The 22,753-nt window shown below is 45.2% G+C and carries 22 protein-coding genes; 15 read left to right on the forward strand and 7 right to left on the reverse strand.

Going from position 1 to position 22,753, the window contains the following annotated elements:
- The first annotated feature begins 13 nt into the window (after window positions 1-13).
- From H8S84_RS14795 to H8S84_RS14810, 4 genes are all read left to right on the forward strand, one after another.
- Window positions 14-694 (forward strand): hypothetical protein, encoded by a 681-nt coding sequence (locus H8S84_RS14795; protein ID WP_187068135.1) that lies wholly within the window; start codon window positions 14-16, stop codon window positions 692-694.
- A gap of 99 nt (window positions 695-793) precedes the next feature.
- Window positions 794-1,276 (forward strand): YdeI/OmpD-associated family protein, encoded by a 483-nt coding sequence (locus tag H8S84_RS14800; RefSeq protein ID WP_187068136.1) that lies wholly within the window; start codon window positions 794-796, stop codon window positions 1,274-1,276.
- A gap of 102 nt (window positions 1,277-1,378) precedes the next feature.
- Window positions 1,379-1,780 (forward strand): methionine-R-sulfoxide reductase, encoded by a 402-nt coding sequence (locus tag H8S84_RS14805; protein ID WP_187068137.1) that lies wholly within the window; start codon window positions 1,379-1,381, stop codon window positions 1,778-1,780.
- 17 nt (window positions 1,781-1,797) lie between these two features.
- Window positions 1,798-2,103, forward strand: a complete 306-nt coding sequence (locus H8S84_RS14810) for a peptide-methionine (R)-S-oxide reductase (protein WP_187068138.1) — start codon at window positions 1,798-1,800, stop codon at window positions 2,101-2,103.
- Window positions 2,104-2,122: 19 nt separating this feature from the next.
- On the opposite strand, the gene H8S84_RS14815 is transcribed toward H8S84_RS14810, so the two are convergent.
- The 3 genes from H8S84_RS14815 to H8S84_RS14825 form a co-directional block, all read right to left on the reverse strand.
- The gene (locus H8S84_RS14815) at window positions 2,123-3,052 is read right to left on the reverse strand and encodes a hypothetical protein (RefSeq protein WP_187068139.1); all 930 of its coding nucleotides are present in this window, start codon (window positions 3,050-3,052) and stop codon (window positions 2,123-2,125) included.
- Between the two features lie 156 nt (window positions 3,053-3,208).
- Window positions 3,209-3,802: a hypothetical protein gene (locus H8S84_RS14820; protein WP_187068140.1), complete on the reverse strand. Its 594-nt coding sequence runs from the start codon at window positions 3,800-3,802 to the stop codon at window positions 3,209-3,211.
- Window positions 3,803-3,841: 39 nt separating this feature from the next.
- Window positions 3,842-4,570, reverse strand: a complete 729-nt coding sequence (locus tag H8S84_RS14825) for a hypothetical protein (RefSeq protein ID WP_187068141.1) — start codon at window positions 4,568-4,570, stop codon at window positions 3,842-3,844.
- A gap of 229 nt (window positions 4,571-4,799) precedes the next feature.
- Between H8S84_RS14825 and H8S84_RS14830 the strand changes: the two genes are divergently transcribed.
- The 4 genes from H8S84_RS14830 (at window position 4,800) to H8S84_RS14845 (ending at window position 7,737) form a co-directional block, all read left to right on the forward strand.
- A complete protein-coding gene (locus H8S84_RS14830) occupies window positions 4,800-6,338 on the forward strand; it encodes a hypothetical protein (protein WP_187068142.1) in 1,539 nt (512 codons plus the stop codon).
- Between the two features lie 74 nt (window positions 6,339-6,412).
- Window positions 6,413-6,796 carry a diacylglycerol kinase family protein gene (locus tag H8S84_RS14835; RefSeq protein ID WP_187068143.1) on the forward strand — a complete coding sequence of 128 codons (384 nt, stop codon included), beginning with the start codon at window positions 6,413-6,415 and terminating at the stop codon, window positions 6,794-6,796.
- Window positions 6,797-6,863: 67 nt separating this feature from the next.
- The gene (locus H8S84_RS14840) at window positions 6,864-7,259 is read left to right on the forward strand and encodes a DUF6970 domain-containing protein (RefSeq protein ID WP_187068144.1); all 396 of its coding nucleotides are present in this window, start codon (window positions 6,864-6,866) and stop codon (window positions 7,257-7,259) included.
- Between the two features lies 1 nt (window position 7,260).
- Window positions 7,261-7,737 (forward strand): DinB family protein, encoded by a 477-nt coding sequence (locus H8S84_RS14845; RefSeq protein ID WP_187068145.1) that lies wholly within the window; start codon window positions 7,261-7,263, stop codon window positions 7,735-7,737.
- Between the two features lie 155 nt (window positions 7,738-7,892).
- Here the strand turns inward: H8S84_RS14845 and H8S84_RS14850 are convergent, their stop codons facing one another.
- Both H8S84_RS14850 and H8S84_RS14855 read right to left on the reverse strand, forming a co-directional pair.
- A complete protein-coding gene (locus H8S84_RS14850) occupies window positions 7,893-8,675 on the reverse strand; it encodes a DUF4382 domain-containing protein (RefSeq protein WP_187068146.1) in 783 nt (260 codons plus the stop codon).
- Window positions 8,676-8,946: 271 nt separating this feature from the next.
- Window positions 8,947-11,961: an AsmA-like C-terminal region-containing protein gene (locus H8S84_RS14855; protein WP_187068147.1), complete on the reverse strand. Its 3,015-nt coding sequence runs from the start codon at window positions 11,959-11,961 to the stop codon at window positions 8,947-8,949.
- Between the two features lie 139 nt (window positions 11,962-12,100).
- On the opposite strand from H8S84_RS14855, the gene H8S84_RS14860 reads away from it, so the two are divergent.
- From H8S84_RS14860 to H8S84_RS14870, 3 genes are all read left to right on the forward strand, one after another.
- Complete coding sequence (locus tag H8S84_RS14860) at window positions 12,101-13,114, forward strand: PorP/SprF family type IX secretion system membrane protein (RefSeq protein WP_187068148.1); 1,014 nt, start codon at window positions 12,101-12,103, stop codon at window positions 13,112-13,114.
- A 63-nt stretch (window positions 13,115-13,177) separates the two neighbouring features.
- Complete coding sequence (gldJ, locus tag H8S84_RS14865; protein WP_187068149.1) at window positions 13,178-14,419, forward strand: gliding motility lipoprotein GldJ; 1,242 nt, start codon at window positions 13,178-13,180, stop codon at window positions 14,417-14,419.
- Window positions 14,420-14,521: 102 nt separating this feature from the next.
- Entirely contained in the window at window positions 14,522-15,283 is a 762-nt protein-coding gene (locus H8S84_RS14870; RefSeq protein ID WP_187068150.1) for a creatininase family protein, read from the forward strand.
- A 266-nt stretch (window positions 15,284-15,549) separates the two neighbouring features.
- Here the strand turns inward: H8S84_RS14870 and H8S84_RS14875 are convergent, their stop codons facing one another.
- Both H8S84_RS14875 and H8S84_RS14880 read right to left on the reverse strand, forming a co-directional pair.
- Window positions 15,550-16,704: a hypothetical protein gene (locus tag H8S84_RS14875; protein WP_230407194.1), complete on the reverse strand. Its 1,155-nt coding sequence runs from the start codon at window positions 16,702-16,704 to the stop codon at window positions 15,550-15,552.
- Between the two features lie 96 nt (window positions 16,705-16,800).
- Window positions 16,801-17,487, reverse strand: coding sequence for a ComF family protein (locus H8S84_RS14880; protein WP_222621670.1), 687 nt, complete (start codon window positions 17,485-17,487; stop codon window positions 16,801-16,803).
- Between the two features lie 95 nt (window positions 17,488-17,582).
- Here H8S84_RS14880 and H8S84_RS14885 point away from each other — a divergent pair, with 95 nt between their 5' ends.
- The 4 genes from H8S84_RS14885 (at window position 17,583) to H8S84_RS14900 (ending at window position 22,731) form a co-directional block, all read left to right on the forward strand.
- Window positions 17,583-17,936, forward strand: coding sequence for a carboxymuconolactone decarboxylase family protein (locus tag H8S84_RS14885; protein WP_187068151.1), 354 nt, complete (start codon window positions 17,583-17,585; stop codon window positions 17,934-17,936).
- Window positions 17,937-18,005: 69 nt separating this feature from the next.
- Window positions 18,006-18,365, forward strand: a complete 360-nt coding sequence (locus H8S84_RS14890; protein ID WP_187068152.1) for a hypothetical protein — start codon at window positions 18,006-18,008, stop codon at window positions 18,363-18,365.
- A 150-nt stretch (window positions 18,366-18,515) separates the two neighbouring features.
- Window positions 18,516-19,277 carry an exodeoxyribonuclease III gene (locus H8S84_RS14895; protein WP_187068153.1) on the forward strand — a complete coding sequence of 254 codons (762 nt, stop codon included), beginning with the start codon at window positions 18,516-18,518 and terminating at the stop codon, window positions 19,275-19,277.
- 142 nt (window positions 19,278-19,419) lie between these two features.
- Window positions 19,420-22,731: a DUF4175 family protein gene (locus H8S84_RS14900; protein ID WP_187068154.1), complete on the forward strand. Its 3,312-nt coding sequence runs from the start codon at window positions 19,420-19,422 to the stop codon at window positions 22,729-22,731.
- The last annotated feature ends 22 nt before the right edge of the window (window positions 22,732-22,753 follow it).

Below are 22,753 nucleotides of genomic sequence, written 5' to 3' on the forward strand. Positions count from 1 at the left end.
ACAAAATAAAACTATGAAAAAAAGAATTGTAAGCTGCCTGAGCATACTCGGGCTGGCAGGGCTTGTCTTTGCCTTCGGTGACCTGTTAATCCCACAGGAGAACGTGCTTTTTGAAGCGGCACAGCGCCCGCAGGAGTTCGCTGAACTGGTTACTTCTCCCAACTATTCCATTTGGGCAGCCAGGGGATTAGTGGGGGTGCTGATGGAGATGATCGGTACCGTAGGTTTATACCTGTACCTGCAAAGAACGAGAGCAGAGCGCCTTGCTTTTTACGGACTGCTGTTCACCCTTACGCACCACATTTTAGGATTAGGGGTTTTTGCCCTGGTTATATTCCTGTTTCCGGCTGTAGGGGAGATGGTGTTGGCTGGGAACATGGAAGCAATACGTTTCGCAACTATGGATGGCGCGCTAGCTGCATTTATGGGAGCTTCTCTGTTCACTACCTTAGCTGGACTGGCATTGATGGCTGTGGCTGTCTGGAGAAGCGGCGTATTACCTAGATGGTCGGGGTGGATGGCCTTTCTGGGCTTTGCTTTGATACCGTTTCCGGGCGTGTTACTCCAGTTTTTAACCAACATACTTTGGGGAGCAGCTTATTTCTGGATGGCTTACTCCGTTTACAAGAACTACGGCCAGCAGGAAGCGCCGGAAGAAAAGCTAACAGGTGAGTTGGCAATCAGCAATGGATAATAGCTTAAACTATAATTAAGAAAAAGCAGCTTTGTGGTAAGGCTGCTTTTTTCATTTTCGTAACTTGAGCTTAGATATCGCAACGTGTATAGCCATACTATGGAAGAGCAACCATTAACCAATAAATCCTACCTACTCGAGAAGTTCTCCGGCAAAGGCGGCTGGACCTTTGCGGCTATACCAGAGATTTTACCCGATAAACATGCACATTTTGGGTGGGTAAGGGTGAAGGGAACTATAGATGGCTACGAGATAAAAGGCTACCATTTAATGCCGATGGGCAACGGACAGCTTTTTCTGCCGGTAAGGGCGGAGATACGCAAGAAGATAAAGAAGCAGGCCGGCGATTGGGTGCAGGTTATACTTTACGCCGACAATACGCCACAGGAAGTACCGGAAGAACTGCTGCTGTGCCTGCAGGACGAACCCACTGCTCTTGAGAAATTTCTGAAATGCACAAAGGGAGAACAGAAGGCTTTTGTGGATTGGATCTACTCCGCTAAAACCGATGAAACTAAAGTTGAGCGGATTGTTCAAAGTATAAACAAGCTGCTCAGCAACCAGAAGCTGCACGAGAAGTAAGCTGCAGCACCGCTAAACCAACTTGTCAATAAAAACCTTCTACTGGTTTTGCTGTTCTCAGAACCACACGTATAATCAAACCAACCACCAACGTATAAACCTATGAAAATAGCAAAAGACCCATCAGAGTATAACAAGCTTACCCCGGAAGAAGAACGCATTATTGTGCACAAAGGCACCGAGTACCCTGGCACTGGCGAGTATGAGCATAACAAAGCAGAAGGTGTATATTTATGCAAACGCTGCAATGCGCCACTTTATACTTCGGAGTACAAGTTTGAGTCGCATTGTGGCTGGCCAAGCTTCGATGATGAAATAACCGGAGCCGTGAAGCGCGTACCAGATGCCGATGGCCGCCGCACTGAGATCGTTTGCGCAAACTGCGGCGCACACTTAGGCCACGTGTTCGAAGGCGAATACCTTACATCAAAAAATATTCGCCACTGCGTTAACTCCCTCTCGATGAAGTTTGTGCCGGTAGACGACCTGGAGAAAGAAGGTTAGCAGAGCCTCTTATAAGGATGTTCAGGCACAGAGGCAAAGTACGGGAGGGCGGGCAAAGCGATGGCGTTTATACTTGCTCTAACTGCGGATCCATGCTCTTTGAGGCTAGCAAAAAGTTTAGCGTTGGCTCCGGCTTCCCCAGCTTTTGGGCACAGGTAGGGGAGAGCGTAATTCACAAGCACCTAGATACTTACGGCAGGCACAGAATACAGCTACTTTGCAGCCAATGCCACCAGCACCTGGGCCACCTGTTCGAAGATTCCCGCACACCATCCCAGGTGCGGTACTGCATTAACGCTGATGCAATTAAGCCCGGCACATAATCAGCTAAAATAGTTTATATCACCTTTTCTGTGAATAGTAGAGCCTGCTAAAGAAGCCTGTTGCCAATGAATTAAGCTGCATGTTTGCCTCGTAATCATGTCCAGCAAAAAAGTCTGCCCTGTTAAACTTAGCTTCGGTTCTTGTAAATTTATCGGGAGTATAGCCAGGGCTGCTTACTTTTACCACTACTTTGTTCGTCACAGGGTCCTGCGATACATTCAGGTTAACAGAGAAAGAAGCAGGTTTTTTGTCTTGCTTGGTGCTATAGTTAGGATAGTAGTTAAATACCATCGCTTTCTTTGGGTCTTTGCCGTAGCTGTTTTGCTGCGCCAGTGCAATGCCGTTGTTTATGATGCGTGTAATACTTTCTCGCTGCCGCTTTCCAAAACCTTTCGAAAAATTTATGCTGTCAATAGAGAAGCTGATAATTCCGGGCTGCTCTGTATTCTGCGGCTTCAGGAACTTCTGCACTGTAATCAACCTCCTAAAAGGCCCTGAAACAATACTGTCGTTATAGTACTGTTGCCCATGCTTCAGGAACCTCTGCTCCGGCGAGTACAGTTTTAGCTCATTGTACCGGTCATCCTGCACATCACCTTTGATTTTGCCTATACCGCTATTGGGCTTTAAGTATAGCTGGTAGTAGACACCAGAATTGCCATTTACCTCCAAGTTCTCCAGAGAGGCCACTAATGTATGGTTATACTTTCGGTAGCGCTTTTTAGCAGCTGTGTCTATTCTGAAAGTATGCTTCTCTCTTTCCAGCTCTTTTAGCTTAAGTAGAAACCAGTTATTTACGCGGTTAAACTGTGCGTCATACTTTTCACCGGCTTTGTTTGTAAACTCCATTTTATCAATAGTTACGGGCCTCTGGTACACATCTCTTGTGCAGGAAAAGACAAACAGGCACAGCGTTAGCATCACCGGGAAGTATAAAAGCTTTTTCATTTAAGTTTGTTTTGGGTTAGCATTATCAATTAACTAAACATTTAGTTAACAAACAATAGCTATAGCTTGAAAAAGCGAAATCATTTATAGTTTTATGGCACAATACAATCACCAACTATAAACTATTTAGTGATTGCACTGCGCCATTACTATTGTTTAGTGATGCATGGAGCTAAACATGATAACTACTACAGATATAGCAGTTACAAAACCAATACCCGCACCGGCTACCACTTTACCTGCTTTTTTTCGGTGTGCCTGCATTTCGTACCCTCTCACATAATTAGGATCTGCCAAGTAACTTACATTGGAAACAGGGTTTCTGTGAGCTTTGGGTTTGGTAAGCCCTATGGCTGCAGAGCCGGCTAAACCATACGGGAAAACAAAGGCACAGCCTGCAGATCCCCACATAGCACCGTTGCCCCTGTACATTTTTCTGGCATCATCACGGCCTAGCTCATACATTTCTTCTGGGTTGCTAATATTTACTCCCTCTGCACTAGCCTCGGCAACATTCTGGGCAAAAACTTCTTTAGTGCCATTTGCAAACTGTATCATGAACACATCTGTTTTCGGCAAGTGGTATAGAGTGCCGGTAAGTGAGTCCGGATGCTGAAACACGATCTCCTGCAACTTTATCTCCACCACACGTGCTTTGATTTCTTCACCGTTCTGTTTTATGATCTTGTCTTGTGCAAAGGCATTTTGCAGCAATACCAGTAGTAGGACGAGCAGTATACTTTTTTTCATGACGTGATAAATTAAGATAAGACTCTGGACCTGACACTATTAATATTTGCGCGAGTTAAACCCGAACAGCACGCTAAACCTGCCGCCGTCTCTAGAAGGGGCGAAGGCAACATTTACAGGAAAATTAACCCCCTGGCTCTGGAAATTGGTGCCGGCTGCCAAAACCAAACCCGCTCCACCTAACGAAATGTTCGGGCCAACACCAAATTCGAAACCTTTAGCGCCACGTAAACCTATCAGCGCACTCAGGCTAGGCAAAAACTTTCCTTGCTCCAGGCCGCCAACCAGTGGCACAAACTCAAACAAACCCGACATGCCGCTCTCTAAGGTAAATATGCGGGTCTCAAACTGCCAGCCAAACTGGGTCATAAACGCATTTACATCCGAGTCAAACTCTTCGTTTATCTCGTCGCGGTACTTGTTGCTGAGCACAGTAAAGCCAATGCGCGGACCTGAAAGCTTCAGGCTTTGCTGGTCGTAATCGCGCCACCTTTGGCCGGCACTGGTAGTTGAGGCAGCGGCTGCCGGTGCTGTTTCATTAAAAACTTCTTTGGTGCCGTTCTCATACTTAATCATAAACACATCGCGCTTTGCAATAGAGATAATAGGCCCCTCTAGGTTATCAAAGCGTTTATACTTTACCTCGTTCAGGGTTATCTCCTGAACTTTTACCTGAATTTCTTCTCCGCTTCGTTTAAGAAGCACGTCCTGTGCCTGCAGCGCGAGGTATGGCACCAGGGCCAAAAGTGTGAAAAGTAGCTTTTTCATTTATGTTTAATTTTATGTTGTATTTTTTCATGTTTGATATGGTAAAAATACGGAGCCACTAATACACTATAAAACTAATATTTAAGATAAAAGGACTTTATAACCCCAATTACAATTTGGGTAATTAATTTATTATCAATAACTTAAATTAAAATATTCAGACTTTATAAATTTTTACATATCTTACTTTTATATTTAAAAAGCAGAGGCATTGTAGCTCGAAAGAAGTATGGACGACCTGAAATTTACTATCGAGACCCTAACTGAAGAAGATAGGCGTGAACTGGCAACCTTTATCAGGCGACAGAAAAAGAAGAAGAACCGCAAGGACCTGGAGCTATATAAAATGCTACAGCAGCAGAAAAACTATACTTCGGAGCAACTGATAAAGATGTTGTACCCGGAGGAGCCTAACCCTGTTGCTTACTATGCACTGCGTAAACGCCTACAGCGCCACTTAACCGAGTTTATACTTCTAAAGCGCATGGAAGAGGACATTACGGCTGCCTCTCCTATAACCGGACTTATGTCGCTGGCCAGTTACCTTTTTGATGCCGGCATAGACAGGCTGGCCTGGACACACCTGCGTAAAGCTGAAAAGTTAGCCCTTGCAAATGAACAGTATGGACTACTTAACGCTGTATACAACCTGCAGATAGAAAAAGCCGACAATGAGTTTGCCGATCCGCTGGACCAGATAATTGCCAAGCGCAACCACAATAAACTCGTAGCCGACGAAGACGAACGTGCCAATATAGCCAGCAGCATCATTAACCTGCGCCTCAGGTCAGTAAGGAAGCAGGGCAGCGACATGCATTTCGATAAGATTATACAGGAGGTACTGCGTACTTACAACTTATCTGAGGCTTTAAGCCAACGGCCCTCTTTGCTCTACAAACTGATGTCTATTGCCCGCAGCGCCATACTCGCCCGCAAAGATTTTCTGTCGTTTGAGCCATACATCATCAGCAAGTATAATGAGGTTGAGCAACAGCAGGGTTTTAGGAAGGCTCACCAATTCTACAAGCTTAGCCTGCTTTACATGATTGCGCACGTTCTGTACCGCAATAAGAAATTTGAAGAATCGGTAAGTTACCTGGAGCAACTGCGTAGTGGCATAGCCACAGAAGGTAAAGGCCATTATCGCCAGTTTATGCCACGCTATACTTTCCTGATGGTGGCCAACCTGGTGTTCCTTAACCGAAACGCCGATGCTATAACCCTAATGGAAAGCCTACTTAGTAACAAAAAAATTACCCTTAGCACCAAAGACCAGCTGACGGCTCAGTTAGGTTTGAGCTTTAACTACTTTGCGGCAGGTGCCTACGCCAAGGCAAACCGTATACTACTCTCGATCAAACGATCGGATAAATGGTGCGAAGGTAAAATGGGCCGAGAATGGGTATTAAAAAAGAAGCTTGGCGAACTTATACTACAGTACGAACTGGGCAACGAAGACTTGGTACAAAACAAGCTGCGCGGCCTTGAGCGCACCTACAAAGACCTATGGGAAGAGCCGATGTACCGCAATGTAAAGCAATACCTAGAGCTCATTAAAGTAATGACGGTGCAGCCGCAGCTTATTACGAAACCAGCCTTTGTGCAACACGTTGAGAATACACTCGAGTTCACTACATTCAAACAAACCGACTTGCAAGCCATGAGTTATTATGCCTGGTTAAAGTCTAAAATGTTGCAAAAGCCATATTACGAAGTGTTGATGGAGCTAACCAAAAGCGCCAACGAAGAGCAGATGCAGCTTGGTTAAGTAAATTATAGATAACCTTAAACTTTAGGCTGCTGTAAAAGGCAGCAATAGCAGCTTTAGATAACCGTAGCCTCATGAATAACAGGCCATCTTTTTTATTTTCTAGGTACAACAGCTTCAAATTCGCTTTTAAAGGCTTAGCCACCGTTTTCCGTCACGAGCCCAACATGCACCTACACGTTATGGCTAGCATTGTTGTAGTGGTAATGGCCTTTAGGTTCGAGGTAACGCGCACTGAGTGGTGTATGCTTATTTTTTGTATTGGCTTGGTATGGATGGCAGAAACCTTTAACACCGCCATCGAAACCCTCACTAACCTTGTATCGCCGGAGCACAACCCTTTGGCCGGTAAAACAAAAGACCTGGCAGCAGGCGCTGTGCTCTTATGTGCCATTACTGCTGTAATTGTAGGCCTGATTATTTTCCTGCCCTATTGGCAAACCTATTTTAATGTTTAATCACACATCGTTTCATTAACAGATCCCGTTTATTACCTTTGCGCCTCCCTTTAAAAGGGCGTAGCCTATGAACAGATTAAATTTACAGGCAGTAGTGCTTTGGGTATTGCTAGCAAGTATAAATATCGCTTGCAAGCCTGGCATATCGCCACAAATACCCGAGGCGGCCACAGCTAATGCGCAGGCTGCGCCATGGCTAAGCCAAATGATACAGGAAATGGAACAGGGCAAGCCAAGTAACCCTCCTGCAAAAGTTTATCGCTATACTTACAACGACCAGCAGGTATACTACGTGACAGGCCGCTGCTGCGATATTCCTAGTAAACTTTACGATATGAACGGCAATGTAATCTGTGAGCCTGACGGAGGAATAACTGGCAAAGGCGATGGCCGCTGCCCTGATTTTTTTGAGAAACGGTCTGATGAGACCTTAATTTGGGAAGATAAAAGAGAACAAAAGTAACATGACAGGAAACGACGTATTAAAGAACTTATCAGAATATAATATCTGGGCTAACCAAACTATGTTGGACGTGTTTAGTTCATTGCCTAGTGTACCAAACAATGCTGCCCGCTTATTTAGCCATGCTTTAAATGCACAGGCTATCTGGATTGCCCGCATTACTGGTACACAGAGCCCAGTTAAAGTATGGCAGGAACACAACCTGGAGGAGCTAAAGGCATTACATAAAAGTGCCTCTTACAAAATTGCAGAGCTGGTAACCAACGCCGACGAGACAGAGTTTAACCGCTTGATTGACTATACAAACAGCCAAGGTAATAAGTATAGCACACGTGTACTCGACATCCTGACACACGCTTTTAACCACGCCACTTACCACAGGGCACAGGTAGCAACAGATCTGCGCAAAAATGGCCACACGCCACCAAACACAGATTATGTTACTTACGTGCGTGAACTGATGGGGCAGGTGTATTAATCTAATAGAAGGATTTGTGGGGTGGGCTAACAGTTGTCTCTATTAATCATTAGCTTCTACAACTTTACCAATTAAATAAAAAAGGAGCTCCCCGACATGGGAAGCTCCTTTTTTTGTCCTTTGTCTAACTTTCTTTCATCAGGCACTTAAAAAAACTACTCCAGTACTACAGTACCCAAGTCTTTGATCTGGTCCTGAGATACGCTTACATTCTCAACAGTTTTGTTGTGAGCATCGCCTTCTGTGTAGAATTTAACTGTGTAAGTACCTGCTGGCACACCTTTGATCAGGAAATCGCCGGCATCGTTGGCAAAACCACCAATAGTGTCGTTCGCAGCAGAGATAACATAGATGCCCGGCTTATACTCTGCAGGCGTTACTTTACCTTTTATACCACCTGCCACAGCCTGGGTAATGGTACGCACAACCGGCTTCAGGTTATACTGGCCATTGCCTCTTGGCACAACAGACTTAGCAGCATCAAAGTCAAGTAGCAGCACGTAGGTTACATCGCTTTCCAGGTCAGCATTTATCTGCAGCTTAACGCCAGAAGTCTGTCCGCTTGGTGTTTTTAGAGGCTTAACTTCGCCATTTTTAAGCTTGAGCGTGTTATTATTGCCTAAAACAAGTCTTAGTTGCGATATTCTACCAGCAGGCAGTGTAGAGCTGGCAAGCAAGGTATCTTTACCATTGGCAAAATCCAGCAGGTTGTAAACGCCTGGGTTTATTTGGTCCAATGTGATCCACTCCGACTCGTCATCATCACCGTCTTTGTGCACCTGCACAGACTTGATGTCAACATTCACTTCAGCATAGTCACCGGGTGCATCTGTCATGCGAACTTGCATTTTAGCAGTACCGTTATCGCTGTCACTGTCGCAGGAGCTAAACCACACTAAGCCGCTCAGCAGTAGCGGAAGAATGAATTTTCTTTTCATAAGGATTGTACGTTAAAGTTATATGCCAAATATCTGGCACTAACATGAAGGCAAGATGAAGAATTAAAAAATTGCGTTAATTTTTATTTAAACAAACTATACTTTCTCTTCCTGCGCCTCCAAGTTGTTTAGGTAGGAACGGAGAAAGTTGCACGAAATTACGTGCCACACTAAAAGAAAGATGCCAGAAACCGCAGTTCCTGGCATCTTTCTTTAAATCGATCAATTTTAAATTAGCGTATTTCTATATTTTGCAAAATTGCACTCTGCCTTAATTACCTGTTTTAGTAGTATCAGGCTTTACCGGCTCTGCTTTCGGTTTAGATTTTGGCCTTAGTAGGTCGCCTATTTTATCGGTAGCCTGTTTCTTTATGTTCTGCTCAGCTTCTCTGCGCTTCTTCTCTAATTCTTCACGGGCTTTTTGCTCAGCTTCCAGTTTGCGCCTGTTCAGCTCATTCTGTACACTATCCTGCAGCTGTTGCTTGCGCTGCTCCAGCTGCAGTTTGGCATCGTCTACTTTACTTTGCACAGCGGCTTTAACCACATCTTTAGCCTGCTCTTTTACAGAACCGCCTGCCAGTGCCACTCTTGGGTCGGAGAGGGTGCCGCCTATACTTAGGTTCAGGGTTACACGCTCCGAAGCAGCCAGTGCATCGTTACCAACTATACTTGCCAAGCGTGTGTTCAGCTCCCTGCCTACTTTACCGGCCGGTACGTTAAGCGCTGTAATGTAGTCTATCTGACCATTTATGTTGTTAGAGCCTCCTACGGTCATTTCAATGTTGCCCACTTTCATATCGAATGGCCTTATTACCAGGCTACCGTCAATAATCTGGGCATCAATCTTCTTGTTCTCCACCACAAAGCTCTTCAGCTCCTGTAAATTAGTTAGGTTACTGATTTTTTCTATAATCGGCACATCACGCACCGCAGCTTTAATTACGCTGATAATACCGCTGCCGTCCAAAGTTTTAAATACCGGTGTCATGTCCTGGCCAATTTCGCCTGCAAATGCAAAGCTGGTATTAAACTTACCCTCCAGCAGCTTGGCAATAGGCGCAATTACCTGAATGGTATTAAAAGCATTGAAAGCCTCTTTAAAACCGAGGTTCTGGATATCCAGCTTCATATCAAACAGAGGCTGCTGTATGTTTTGGGTATTGTAACTGCCACCCACAGCAAAGGTGCCTCCCAAAGTGTTAAAGGTTACTTTGTTTAACCTGGCTATTTTATCCTTCACCTGTACCTGCCCGCTCACATTGTTAAGTTTTAGGTCGGTATACTGCACCTGCTTTGCATCTATGTTCAGTGTCACGTCCAAGTTAGCCGGTACCTCTACCACACCTTCTGTAGAGGCATCAGCAGGGGCACCTTCATCATCCACCATCCACTCATTTACATTAAAGTTATTAGAGCTGATATTGAAGTTACCGCGCAATGATTGGTTATCTGCCAGCGCATATCCCAGGTAGTTAGACACAGAGCCATTTGCCTGGAAATCACTTTTGCCAAGATAACCAGCCATGTTTTGCAGGTTGATGCGCTCGTTATTGAAAGTGGCATTGGCCTGGTTGATTTTTATACCGTTTGGCAGATCGGTGCTTACATAGTTCAGGTTATTGATACCCATGGTACCGTTTGCCGTTACGTTGCTATACTTTTCCGCCTCAATATCGCTTAGCTTACCTTTGGCGGCCACATCAGCAGTGATTCTGCCTGATACCGTCATGCCTTCCTGCGGGAATATCTTTGTAAGCTTCGCCAGGTCAAGTATTCCTTTGATGCGTCCGTCAAATGCAGGCTTGTCTATACCCTGAATCAGCATGTTGCCTTGCAGCGGCTCGCCATCCAAGGTCATATTAAAGCGCTCTACATTAATGCGGGTATCGTCGGTGTTGCCGGTAGTATTGCGGATATTGGTTACCATACTAAGGTTCTGGATAGGCGCCGGAAAATCCTTAGACTTAATATACCCGTTGGTCATATTCAGGTCTGCATCTATCACAGGCATGCTTTTTTCGGAGTATATACCTTTGGCATCGGCATCAACTTTAAGTAAACCACGCAGCGTCATTCCCTCCACCGGGAAAACCTTCGTCATCTCGGCCAGGTCTATGTTAGCTTTTACGTTACCGTCTATCTGCATCACCTCCAGGCCATTGATCATCACACGGGCATCAACAGGGTTTTTACCCAGGTCCATGTGGAAGTTTCGGATATTGATATTCGTATTCTGAGGAGTTCCATCAGCGCTTACCACACTCATATCGGCGTTCACATTTCGGGCAGCCTCTGGCAAATCCGGGTACTTAAACATACCGTCTACCACTTTCAGGTTTACACCGTAGCTAGGCATCAGGGTATCAATCATACGGCCTTTAAAAAAGCCATCGAAGCTCAGTTTGCCTTCTGTCTTTATATCTTCAAACTGCTCGCTATACATACCCGGCACCACCGACAGCACATTTCTGAAATCAGTTTCGGTGGCACTAAAGGTCAGGTCAAAGTCAATCGCCTCTTCCGGCATCAGTATGGTACCATCAAACTTAAATGGAAACTCATTGATGCGGATATTATTTTCTTTAAATGTATAAAGCATCTTGTCCAAGTCCATGGCCATCGTTACATCAGCATTCAACTTAGCATTTTCGATGTAGTTGGCACCATCGTAGGTCATGGTAAAGCGCTCAGCGGTTGTCTCCGACACCATGTCAAAAACGTCTTTCTCAAAGTCGCCGGAGCCGGAGTGGTTCACTTTATAGGCAGCCAAGCCAAAAGGAATGCTCAGGTCGTCGTAAAACAGCGTACCGTTGTTAATTTTCCATTCCTTAATAGCCATACTAAAATCAGAGGCAGCCGTATCAGCTTCGGTAACTGTAGTATCCGGAATAAAAATATCCCAGTTGGCTTTTCCACTCTCGAGCACAATAAGGCGTATAACAGGTTCGTCTAATGTAATAGAGTTTACCTTTAGCTCGTCGCCGGATACAACGCTTGCCAGGTTAAGGCCCATCCTAAACGAAGGGATTTGTGCCAGTGTGTCTCTCTGGAAAGAGTCCTGACCTATAATGGAAAGGTTATCTACGCCAAGCGACAGGTTCGGAAAATCGCGGAAAAGCGAAAGGCTAACGTCATCTGTTTCGTACACAACGGTGGCGTTGATATTCTTTGCGATCTCTTTGTCGAGGGCTTGTTTAATTTTATCTTTGAAAAGAACAGGTACAAGTGCTGCAAGGGCAAGCAATACTGCCAGGAAGATAAAAAAACCTATTACTACTTTTTTCATATAGGGTAGGGTGATTTCTATTATAACAGCTATTTAAAGCGAAACTATATATTTAAAGCCAAAACCGTGCAAATTATTGCCTCATGTTTATAAACTATACTTTATAAGTGTGGCATACGGTTTTATTTAACTTTAATTAATGATTTTGAAAAGGGTTTTCTGTAGCATTATACTTTGTACTCTGTGCTTTGCCGCCCAGTCGCAGGATGCCCGTTTTACGCAACAATATGCCAACAGGCTATACTTAAACCCTGCTTTTGCCGGCTTAGGCCATAATTGGAGCGTTTCGTTAGCGCACCGTAACCAGTGGCCAGCCTTAAACGGTTCCTTTATTACCAACCAACTTGCCGCCGACTATAGGCTCGGAAATACAAAAAGTGCAATAAATATTATCCTGCAGCAAGACCGTGCCGGTGTTGGAGGATTGCAAAAATTACAAGCCACTGCAGGTTACGCCTACCACACACCCATAACAGAAAAATGGGCTATGTCAGCGGGCTTACAAGCAAGTGTAGCTTCACTTAAAATAAACTACGACAATTTAGTTTTTGGGGATCAACTATCTGATAACGGGCAGGTTGCAATAACATCTGCAGAGGCTGCAACATTTGAACCAAACAGTTTTGTAAGCTTTGCCGTAGGGGGTTTAGTATACTCTGACCAGCTGTGGGTAGGGCTAAAGGTATCTAACCTGAACAAGCCAGCCTATGGTTTTGAGGATAAAACAAAGCTGCCCCTAAGTTACCTGGTAAATGCAGGGTATAAGTTTTACGTAAGATCCTACGAAGAGCAGGGCAGGCTGTTTGAATTAAGCATAACACCATCAGCTACTTATATACATCAGAACAGTTTTAGCAGAGCAGATTTCGGAATACATACTATATATACACCGCTTACGTTAGGTATAATATATAAAGGCATTCCTGTTACTTCTGGAACTAACCAAGACAAAGCCTTGTCCGTAGTAGCAGGATTGCAGCTTGAGGCCGTTAAAATAGGCTTTAGCCACGATATAGGGCTAAGCGGTATAAGCAGGCAGGCAGGTGGAGCCAACGAGGTTTCGCTTGTTTTTGAACAACTTGAGTTTAATAAATTGTTTAGAAGCCGCTTAGGGCGCAAAATTAACAGAAGCATTCCTTGTCCGGCATTCTAATTTTATTTATAATTGCATCTTAAATTACGTTAAAAGAACCTTATCTTATTTGGGTACTATTTTATGAAGTTTGCAAAGTATCTATCGGCTGCAGTATTAGGAGGTTTACTCCTGACAGCTTGCTCTAAAGGAGGACAGCCTACTAGCAGAAACCCTGGTGACTACAGTACCGCTACTGGTATTGAGTATGGCGAAGACGAAAAGTCTTTCCAGGTAAACGATTATGCTGATATTGAGGGAGGCCCTGGTTTGATCTTTATCGAGGGTGGCCGTACCGTTTTAGGTTCTATGGAAGAAGACGTGGCAATGACACGCGACAACGTAGAGCGTACGGTTACTGTTGCTTCTTTCTTTATGGATGAAACAGAAGTGGCTAACATTCACTGGCTGGAGTACTTGCACTACCTGAAGCAAGACTCATTGCCAGAAGTATACACGGCAGCGTTACCGGATACTACTGTTTGGGAGCGTCAGCTTTCTTTCAACGACCCTTATGTAACGTATTACCTGCGTTACCCAGGTTTCCGTTTCTTCCCGGTAGTTGGTGTTAGCTGGTTACAGGCTAATGACTATGCTATCTGGCGTACTGCTAAGGTTAACGAGAACCTGGCAAAAGAAGCAGAAGGTGGCGGCGGCGGTGGCCGCAGAGGCTTGTTTGGTCGCAGAGGCGGCGGAGAAGGCGAAGCTGTTGAAGGAAGCAAGCCATCAATCGAGTCTGGCTATGTGTTGCCAAATTACCGTCTACCAACAGAGGCAGAGTGGGAGTATGCAGCGCAGGCCATGATCGGTACACAGTACTCTGAAGACGAAAACCAAAACAACCGCAGACTTTATCCTTGGGATGGCCACCAGGTACGTAACCCGTACGGCCGTGAGATGGGTAAATTCCTGGCTAACTTTAAGCGTGGCCGTGGTGACTATGCCGGTATTGCCGGTGCCCTGAACGACGGTGCGATGATCACGGATTATATCTACAGCTATCCGCCAAATGACTTTGGTTTGTATAATATGGCTGGTAACGTGAACGAGTGGGTACAGGATACTTACCGTCCGCTTTCTTACCAGGATGTAGAAGACCTTAACCCATTCCGTAGAGACGGTTACCTTGATGAGAAAGAAAACTATGACTCTAGCGTAGGCTTCCACTCACTGGTTACTGACGAGGTGAAAGTTTATAAAGGTGGTTCATGGAAAGACGTAGCCTACTGGTTATCTCCAGGTACTCGTCGCTTCATGACGAGAGACTCATCTACTGCAACAATCGGTTTCCGTTGCGCGATGATCAACGCCGGATCTAACAGATAAGAAATAACTAAAGCATAAAAGAGAGCCTGGGGTTAAACCTCAGGCTTTTTTTATTCGCATATTTTTAAAAGTACTTTACACTAATACCCAAAGCTATACTTTATGAGACCATACATACTTGCAGAAATCAACTGGAAAGCCCTGAAAGAGCAACAGGTGGACTTAGCCATACTTCCATGGGGTGCCACAGAGGCACACAACTTCCATTTACCTTACGGCACAGATATTTTTGAGGCAGAAAGTATAGCCGCAGAGGCCGGAAGAATAGCATGGGAGCGTGGAGCTAAAATAACGGTACTGCCTGCCATACCTTTTGGAGTGAACACAGGCCAGGCTGACATAAAGCTGGACATTAACCTGAACCCAAGCACACAACTGGCCATTGTACGGGATATTGTGGAGGTGTTAAACCGACAAGGCGTCCGAAAGCTCCTGATCGTAAACAGCCACGGCGGAAATGACTTTAAACCGATACTTCGTGAACTGGGCCTGCGCTTTCCGGATATGCTATTGGTTAGCAGCAATTGGTTTCAGCTACCGGAAAAGAACCAGTTCTTCGACGAGAAAGGCGACCACGCAGATGAAATGGAGACAAGCCTTATATTATACTTGAAGCCGGAACTGGTACTGCCGTTAGAGGAAGCAGGGGATGGCAAAGAGAAAAAATCGAAGATCAAGGGCATTAAGGAAGGCTGGGCCTGGTCAGAGAGGCAATGGTCTATGGTAACCGAAGACACTGGCATTGGCAACCCGAAAGCTGCTACAAAAGAAAAAGGAGAGAAGTTTTTTAAGTTTGTTACAGAAAAGATGGCAGAGTTATACTTGCAGCTGTGTGAGGTAGATATAAAAGAGAGGTATGAGTAGTTTTGTTTTAATTGCCAGTAAAATATCCAACCACCCCTAACCCCTCCTTATCCAAGGCGGGGAACTCATATATTACTTTAGTTGAAGTATAAGCGCTGTAGTTTTCGCTTAACCTCACTTCTACCAAGATCCTTTCAGGATGACAATTAGATATATAATCTTGAACTATGGTGATGGCAGCAAAAATACTAGTAGCAGATTCCCCGCCTTGGATAAGGAGGGGCTAGGGGTGGTTGGACTTTGTACTACAGAAGCAACAACAAAACCTACTGCTTCACTTTAAAAGTACGCAGCTCAGCATCAATCTTCTGGTTCCAGCGTTGCTGCGCAGCTGTATCAGTGCCGTGCTTTGTTTCGCTGTCATACTGCTCCTGCAGGCGGTTCATTTCCCTGTAAGACTCAATATACTTGTACTGCATAATGCTGTTATAGTCTGCTAAGGTTAAGCTGTCAGGGTGTAGCTTCTGCTTAAACCGCTCTGCCACCAGCTTTACAATATCAAAGTGGCGCTGTTCATGATTTAAAGTATAGGCATCACGCGCAGCGGCTTTCGCCCAGGAGGCGCTTTTTACGACAAACACCTTCATCTTCAGGTTCAGGTGTATCACACCATCTTTTACTTCGTTATCGCCTTCGTAGGCAAAGCCAGAAAAAACAGCTGCAGCATACTTACTCTCTTTGGTTGGGCTGGCTATAAAATCTCCCCAGTTAAGCGGCCTCTTTAAACTATAGAAGACGGTATCATCTTTCGCCTCCGCAGTATGGTCTGCAAAATGCACTTTCAAAGATCTTGCAAGCAGCACATGCTTACCAGCTTCTTTGTTAATCCAAGTATCAAAATAACGCAGCGACTCAGTAAGCACTTGGCGCAAGGCCGGTTCCACTACACCCTGTTGGCTAGCTGGCCTGTTATATTTTATACCTCCCTGGTGTGCAATAAGCGGCAGTATTTCACCGTCACGCTGCAGCCCAAAGATTACATGCGCTACCACACGCCCTTCTACACGACCTTTAACAGGGGCACTTTCTATTACATTAAATTCCTTGAGGCGCATCACTACAGGGCGAAGCTTTGTGTTGTATGGCAGGCTTTTGCGCAGGTAATCCTGTACAGCGGCCTGGGCTCCTCCTTTCAGATCAACAGGTATGGGTTTGGAAACTGGTGTTGCAACTACCGATGCAGCATATAAATGGGCAATTGCTTTTTTATCCGGCCGTTCATCCAGCACTTTGGCAATGTAATACTCCTTTGGGGATATTGGTAAGGGCTCAGCCTTTAGAACGATAGGTTCAGTACCAGCCACTGGAGGACCCGCCGCCCACATGCTAGCAACCAGCAGCAACAACAGCGCCCACAGCGCTGCCTTTCTGAAGGTCTTCCCCCGAAGGTTGTTGCTTTTAAACTTGTCCAGAAACTTCATTTAAAGAATCAATAAGAATAGCTGCCGCTCGAGCAGCTTTTAGCTAAACAAAAATGAAATGCATTTCGGTTCTTTCGTGACAGAAGTATACTTATGCTATGCTGCTGCAATGGTAACTACACTCACCTCCGTAGCACCTGCTGCAAGCAAAGCAATTGTGCAGGCCTCTAAGGTCGCACCGGTTGTCATCACATCGTCTGCCAGAAGAATGCGCTTGCCTTTTACTTTTTCCGGATGTTTCACCTGAAACACCTGCTCTACATTATGCCAACGGTCCAGCCTGTTCTTTCTTGTTTGTGTGCCGGTATCTATAGCACGAAATAAAGCATCTGCCACCAAGGGTACATTCATACTTTCTGATAAGCCCCTGCCAAAGTACTCGGATTGGTTATAGCCACGGCGGCGCATTTTATACTTGTGCAGGGGCACTGGCACCACTACATCAAACTGCCCGGAGTAGTGATAATCGGAGAGGAGGGAGCCATAGCGGTTTCCCAGGTGCACACCCAGCTCTTTAGCGCCTTTATACTTTAGTTTGTGCAAAAGGCGCTGTACACGGCCTTTAGGCATGAACAGCAGGTACGAAAAAGCATAGCGCACCTGCACCTTTCCCCAGAACCTGCGTTGCAGCGGATTTAACTCAGTAGCACCATGTACATGATAATCAGTGAAAGGCAATTTTATGTTGCAGCCAGTACAGATATACCTTTCGCCGCGCGCTATGGCACCGTCGCAGGCATAGCAACTCTCTGGGAATAAAAGCGAAAGCAGGTCTTCAAACATTGTGCGACGGCGTTGGTTTAAGGTATTCTGAGTAATTTCGCGTAACTTTATACTTATACTTTTATTCGCTTTTAAAGCAATCAGAACACACAACAATGAGCTTAGTAGAAGAATTCAATGACTACCGCACGCGCATGAACGAGCGCATTATGTCTTATGACAATAAAGTAATTAAACGCTTTTTTAACCTCGACACCAACACCTACATGGAGGGTGCCTTGGATGTAAAAACAAAGGAAATGCTTGGCCTGGTAGCCTCTATGGTACTGCGCTGCGACGACTGCATTAAGTACCACGTGGGTAAATGCTACGAAGAAGGTGTAACCGATGAGCAGTTCATGGAAGTATCCTCCATCGCAAACCTGGTTGGCGGTTCCATTGTGATCCCGCACTTCCGCCGTGCTGTAGAGTACTGGGAGGAACTGAAAGAGCGCGGCTCTGCTAAATAAGATATTGCTTTTTGCTCATCGTCGGTTTTAGTTTAAATCAACCGACGATGAGCAATTAACAACTACCGAATGATATACGACTCCGACAATATAGATCATAACTGGACGCAGCTTCGGGCCGACCTGATGAAGCGCTTTGGCAAAAAGCCCGATATGAACGCTATCCTGTTTCTAATAGGTATTCAGGAACTTGGCATGGGCATACGTGAGTTTACCAAAGAAGAGAAGCAGGACCTGATGCACATTGCTACTTGCCGTGTTTTCAGCCTGTCGGGCTTTTACGAGTTTACCGGCCGCGACGAAGAAGGCTGGCCACACTTTAAAGCTGTAAAGCCGATCCCTTTTGCAAACCTGAAAGAACAGGAAAAAATGCTTAAATGGCATGTGATCGAGTATTTTAACCGTGCCGACGAAATAGAAAAACCATAATACAAAGCACGTGTTGTAGAAGGTGCTATGAAGTATAAAATCTTAAACCTAATTCTGCTGTCATCACTTTTACTCCTGACCAAGGACACAGGAAAGAAATAGGTGTGCCATCTGATGCAAGGTACGTGTTACCCAACCCTTACTTTACCCATGAAAATTATTACCTATAATGTTAACGGCATTCGTGCCGCGCTTACCAAAGGCTTCGACACATGGCTAAAAGCAGCCAACCCAGATGTACTTTGTCTGCAGGAGATCAAAGCAGACGAGTCCAAATTTGACAAAGCCATTTTTGAGGATTTAGGTTACCACGTGTACCTGCACCCGGCTGTAAAAAAAGGCTACAGCGGCGTGGCCATACTTTCTAAAACTAAACCTAAGCATGTAGAAGTTGGCTGCGGCATGGAGTGCTATGATGTAGAGGGCAGAGTTTTGCGCGCCGATTACGACGATGTTTCGGTAATGAGCGTATATATGCCTTCCGGCTCAAGCGGAGAGGAGCGCCAGAATTTTAAATTCCAGTGGATGGACGATTTTTATAGTTACATCGGTGACCTGAAAAGCACTGTACCTGGTTTGATTGTTAGTGGCGACTACAACATCTGCCACCAGGCTATCGATATCCATAATCCGAAATCAAATGCCAACAGCTCGGGGTTTTTACCAGAGGAGCGCAGCTGGATGGGTAAACTGATCGAAAGCGGCTTTATCGACTCGTTCAGGCACTTTAATGCAGAGCCGCATAACTATACCTGGTGGAGCTATAGAGCAGGTGCACGCAACAAAAATCTTGGCTGGCGTATTGATTATAATATGGCTACCGATAATATGCGCAATCGTTTAAAACGCGCTGCCATACTTACAGAGGCCAAACACTCTGACCACTGCCCCGTATTGCTTGAAATTGATTAAGGGCCGTATACTAAAAAGAAAAAGATTTAAGTTTATATCATAAGAGAGGTTAAAGAGCTTCAGTTGCTATAATACAGCAAGTTACACGCTCCCTCTTCATCCACAACTATAGCACAATGAGATAACAGTTTAAAGGTAAAGTATGAAACATAACGATGCACTAGATCTACTGCTGCATCAGCTGCAGGAGTTTAAACAAAAGTTCTACCTTAACATGCTTTTGAGAGGTAGCATTTTTGCTGTTGGGCTCCTGCTGTCTATTTATATCATTTACAGCCTGTTGGAGTACATGTTTTACTTTCCGCAGTATGTGCGTGGTTTCCTGCTTTTCTCTTTTATCGCTGTCGTTATTTATGTGCTGGTGCGCTGGATCATACTCCCCATTTCGGCGCTTGCCAACCTCAAAAAGGTACTCACCGATGAACAGGCAGCTTTACGTGTTGGCTCACATTATCCCGAAATAAAAGATAAGTTACTAAATGCCATTCAGTTACAAAACCTGGATCGCACCAATGAGCTTATCGCCGCCAGTATAGACCAGCGTTCCCGGCAGTTGCTGCCTTTTAAATTTAAAGAGGCTGTAACGTACCGCGAAAACAGGCCGCTGCTAAAGTATGTGGCGCTTCCGGCTTTTATAGCATTACTCATTGTGCTCGTGTACCCAACCATTTTTGTTCAGGGCACAGAGCGTATACTTAACTATAAGCGTTACTATGCTCCTTTGGCGCCCTTTCAGTTTGTTGTTAAAAACGATAAACTGCAAACCTATAGGGGAGAAGACTTTGAACTAAAAGTGGATGTAGAAGGCCAATCAGTACCTAGCGAAGTATACATCAACTACAGTGGCCGCAGGCAAAAGCTAAATCAAAATGCCGACGGCTCCTATACTTATACTTTCAAGCAACCGCAGCGCAGCTTAGACTTCCAATTGGAAGGCTCCGGATTTATGTCTGATGAGTATGAACTTCAACTGCTCTCACGGCCGAACCTGAAGGACTTTTACATGGAGGTGGAATATCCGGCCTATCTTAAGCGCAAGCCAGAGTATGTGCAGAATACCGGAAATGCTACAGTGCCAGAGGGCAGCACCATCCGCTGGAATTTTAAAGCCACTGAAACAGAAAGTATAAATCTCGCTTTCGAAGAACCTTCCCAAAGTATAAACGCAGCAAAAGAAGGCGACGCTTTTATTGCCAGCAAAAGATTTAACCAGGACCAGAGCTACAGCATCAAGCTCAAGAACGAACACAGCACTAACAAGGAGCAGATCACTTACCAGATCAACACCATACCGGACCGTCTGCCACAGATCAGCCTGGAGCAGTTCCAGGATACAGCGCTTTATACTTTCATGATCCTAGGTGGAGATGTTTCAGATGATTACGGCTTAACGCGCCTTGCCTTAAACTACCGCATCAGCAACAGCAAAGACCCTCAGGCAAAGTATAGAAGTATAAGCTTGCCCTTAAGCAGCCAGCTCATCCAAACATACTACTACCGCTGGAACACAGCTGCCCTTAATTTGCAGCCAGGCGATAAAGTTGAGTACTACATGCAGGTTTGGGACAATGACGGTCTTAAAGGTCCTAAAAGCACCCGCACCCGCACGTTTGAGTTAAAGATTCCGGATAAGCGCGACCTGCAGAAGGAACTAGATAGTAACTCCCAGTCTATTGCCAGCCAACTAAGTAAAACGCTTGAGAAGGCTGACCAGTTAGAGAAAGAGCTTTCTAAGTCTGAGGAGAAAATGAAGACGAAGCGCGACCTCAACTGGCAGGACAAAAAGCAACTGGAAGACCTGATAGAAAAGAAAAAGCAACTAGAGCAGGACATCTCGTCTATGAAGGAGTTGTTTGAGGAGCTGAACAAAAAGCAGAACATGCTAAGTGAGCAGGACAAGCAACTGGCTCAGAAAGCGCAGGAACTGCAGAAGCTGATGGAAGACCTGCTGGACCCGGAAACAAAGAAACTTTACGAAGAGCTTGAAAAACTACTGGAGCAACAACGTCCTAATGATGCAGAGCTGCAAAAGCTGTTAAGCAAATTAGATAACCGGGAGCGTAACCTGGAGCGTGAGCTAGAACGTGCCATGGAGCTGTTCAAGCAGTTACAATTCGAACAAAAACTGGATAATGTTACCGACAAACTGCAGGAAATGGCGAAGGAGCAAAAGCAACTATCCGATAAAACCGAGCAGAAGCAGGAAGAGAACAAACAGTTACAGGAACAGCAAAAAGAACTGCAACAGGAGTTTGAGGACGTAAAAAAACAAATGGAGGAGCTCAAGCAGCTAAACGATAAGCTGGAGAACCCGAACCAGATGGACGACCAGCAACAGAAGCAGGAGCAGCAAAGTATAGAGCAGGAAATGCAGAAGAGCCAGGAGCAGCTCCAGAAGAATCAGAACAAAAAAGCCAGCGAATCGCAGCAAAAGGCAGGGCAGAAAATGGAGCAGATGGCCCAGCAGATGGAGCAGATGAAAAGCTCTATGGGGATGCAGGGCATGCAGCATAACTTGGATAACCTGCGCGACATTCTCGAAAACCTTATTAAGCTCTCTTTTGACCAGGAAGATCTGATGAAGCAATTCAGGGGCGTAAACCAAAGCGATCCGCGCTTTATCACGCTTTCGCAGCAGCAGCTCGGCTTACGCGATAATGCAAAGGTTATTGAGGATAGTTTGTTTGCCCTAGCCAACAAAGTGTTCCAGATTCAGTCTTTTGTAACACGTGAGGTAGCCGCCATGAACCAAAGCATGGATAACAGCATGCAGGAGCTCCGCGATCGTAACCTTGGCCGTGCCACTGCGCAACAACAGTTGGCCATGACAAGTATGAATAACCTGGCCCTGATGCTGAACGATGCTTTAAAGCAAATGCAGCAGGCCATGCAGCAAATGCAGGGCAATATGGCCGGAAAACAGAAAGGAAATAAGCCGCAACCCGGAAATTTAGGAGATCTTCAGCAACAATTGAATAAAAAAATCGAAGATTTGAAAAAAGGTGGCAAATCAGGTAAGGCACTTTCTGAAGAATTAGCTAAATTGGCTGCTGAGCAGGAGGCTCTCCGAAATGCGCTGAAAGAACTGGAGAAGCAAGGCCAAAAGCCTGGCGAAAAAGGCAAGAACGGCGAATTAGGAAATTTGAGCAAGATGATGGAACAAAGCGAGACTGATCTCGTTAATAAACGTTTGACCGAGCAAACCATCATGCGTCAGCGTGAGATCCTCACCCGACTGCTAGAGGCTGAAAAGTCGGCCAGGGAGCGGGAACTGGACAATAAACGCGAGGCAAGAACGGCTCAGGACATTAACAGGAAAGTACCGCCTTCGTTTGAAAAGTATATTAAGGCAAAGGAAAAGCAGACCGAGTTACTCAAAACCATACCGCCTGCTCTTTCTCCGTATTACAAACAGAAGGTAAACGAGTATTTTCAAAATATAAGTAATAATTAAGCACCTATAGTTTCACTTAACG

It is taken from the genome of Pontibacter cellulosilyticus (genome assembly GCF_014306105.1).
GTDB classification, from domain to species: Bacteria; Bacteroidota; Bacteroidia; order Cytophagales; family Hymenobacteraceae; genus Pontibacter; species Pontibacter cellulosilyticus.

Excerpts from the sequence above, each read along its gene's own strand:
- H8S84_RS14815 (WP_187068139.1), bottom strand. The coding sequence starts at position 3,052 with ATGAAAAAGCTTTTATACTTCCCGGTGATGCTAACGCTGTGCCTGTTT.
- H8S84_RS14845 (WP_187068145.1), top strand. The coding sequence starts at position 7,261 with ATGACAGGAAACGACGTATTAAAGAACTTATCAGAATATAATATCTGG.
- H8S84_RS14885 (WP_187068151.1), top strand. The coding sequence starts at position 17,583 with ATGAGCTTAGTAGAAGAATTCAATGACTACCGCACGCGCATGAACGAG.
- H8S84_RS14860 (WP_187068148.1), top strand. The coding sequence starts at position 12,101 with ATGATTTTGAAAAGGGTTTTCTGTAGCATTATACTTTGTACTCTGTGC.
- H8S84_RS14880 (WP_222621670.1), bottom strand. The coding sequence starts at position 17,487 with ATGTTTGAAGACCTGCTTTCGCTTTTATTCCCAGAGAGTTGCTATGCC.
- H8S84_RS14895 (WP_187068153.1), top strand. The coding sequence starts at position 18,516 with ATGAAAATTATTACCTATAATGTTAACGGCATTCGTGCCGCGCTTACC.
- H8S84_RS14830 (WP_187068142.1), top strand. The coding sequence starts at position 4,800 with ATGGACGACCTGAAATTTACTATCGAGACCCTAACTGAAGAAGATAGG.
- H8S84_RS14870 (WP_187068150.1), top strand. The coding sequence starts at position 14,522 with ATGAGACCATACATACTTGCAGAAATCAACTGGAAAGCCCTGAAAGAG.
- H8S84_RS14855 (WP_187068147.1), bottom strand. The coding sequence starts at position 11,961 with ATGAAAAAAGTAGTAATAGGTTTTTTTATCTTCCTGGCAGTATTGCTT.
- H8S84_RS14835 (WP_187068143.1), top strand. The coding sequence starts at position 6,413 with ATGAATAACAGGCCATCTTTTTTATTTTCTAGGTACAACAGCTTCAAA.
- H8S84_RS14825 (WP_187068141.1), bottom strand. The coding sequence starts at position 4,570 with ATGAAAAAGCTACTTTTCACACTTTTGGCCCTGGTGCCATACCTCGCG.
- H8S84_RS14840 (WP_187068144.1), top strand. The coding sequence starts at position 6,864 with ATGAACAGATTAAATTTACAGGCAGTAGTGCTTTGGGTATTGCTAGCA.
- H8S84_RS14800 (WP_187068136.1), top strand. The coding sequence starts at position 794 with ATGGAAGAGCAACCATTAACCAATAAATCCTACCTACTCGAGAAGTTC.
- gldJ (WP_187068149.1), top strand. The coding sequence starts at position 13,178 with ATGAAGTTTGCAAAGTATCTATCGGCTGCAGTATTAGGAGGTTTACTC.
- H8S84_RS14795 (WP_187068135.1), top strand. The coding sequence starts at position 14 with ATGAAAAAAAGAATTGTAAGCTGCCTGAGCATACTCGGGCTGGCAGGG.
- H8S84_RS14820 (WP_187068140.1), bottom strand. The coding sequence starts at position 3,802 with ATGAAAAAAAGTATACTGCTCGTCCTACTACTGGTATTGCTGCAAAAT.
- H8S84_RS14810 (WP_187068138.1), top strand. The coding sequence starts at position 1,798 with ATGTTCAGGCACAGAGGCAAAGTACGGGAGGGCGGGCAAAGCGATGGC.
- H8S84_RS14875 (WP_230407194.1), bottom strand. The coding sequence starts at position 16,704 with ATGAAGTTTCTGGACAAGTTTAAAAGCAACAACCTTCGGGGGAAGACC.
- H8S84_RS14850 (WP_187068146.1), bottom strand. The coding sequence starts at position 8,675 with ATGAAAAGAAAATTCATTCTTCCGCTACTGCTGAGCGGCTTAGTGTGG.
- H8S84_RS14805 (WP_187068137.1), top strand. The coding sequence starts at position 1,379 with ATGAAAATAGCAAAAGACCCATCAGAGTATAACAAGCTTACCCCGGAA.
- H8S84_RS14890 (WP_187068152.1), top strand. The coding sequence starts at position 18,006 with ATGATATACGACTCCGACAATATAGATCATAACTGGACGCAGCTTCGG.
- H8S84_RS14900 (WP_187068154.1), top strand. The coding sequence starts at position 19,420 with ATGAAACATAACGATGCACTAGATCTACTGCTGCATCAGCTGCAGGAG.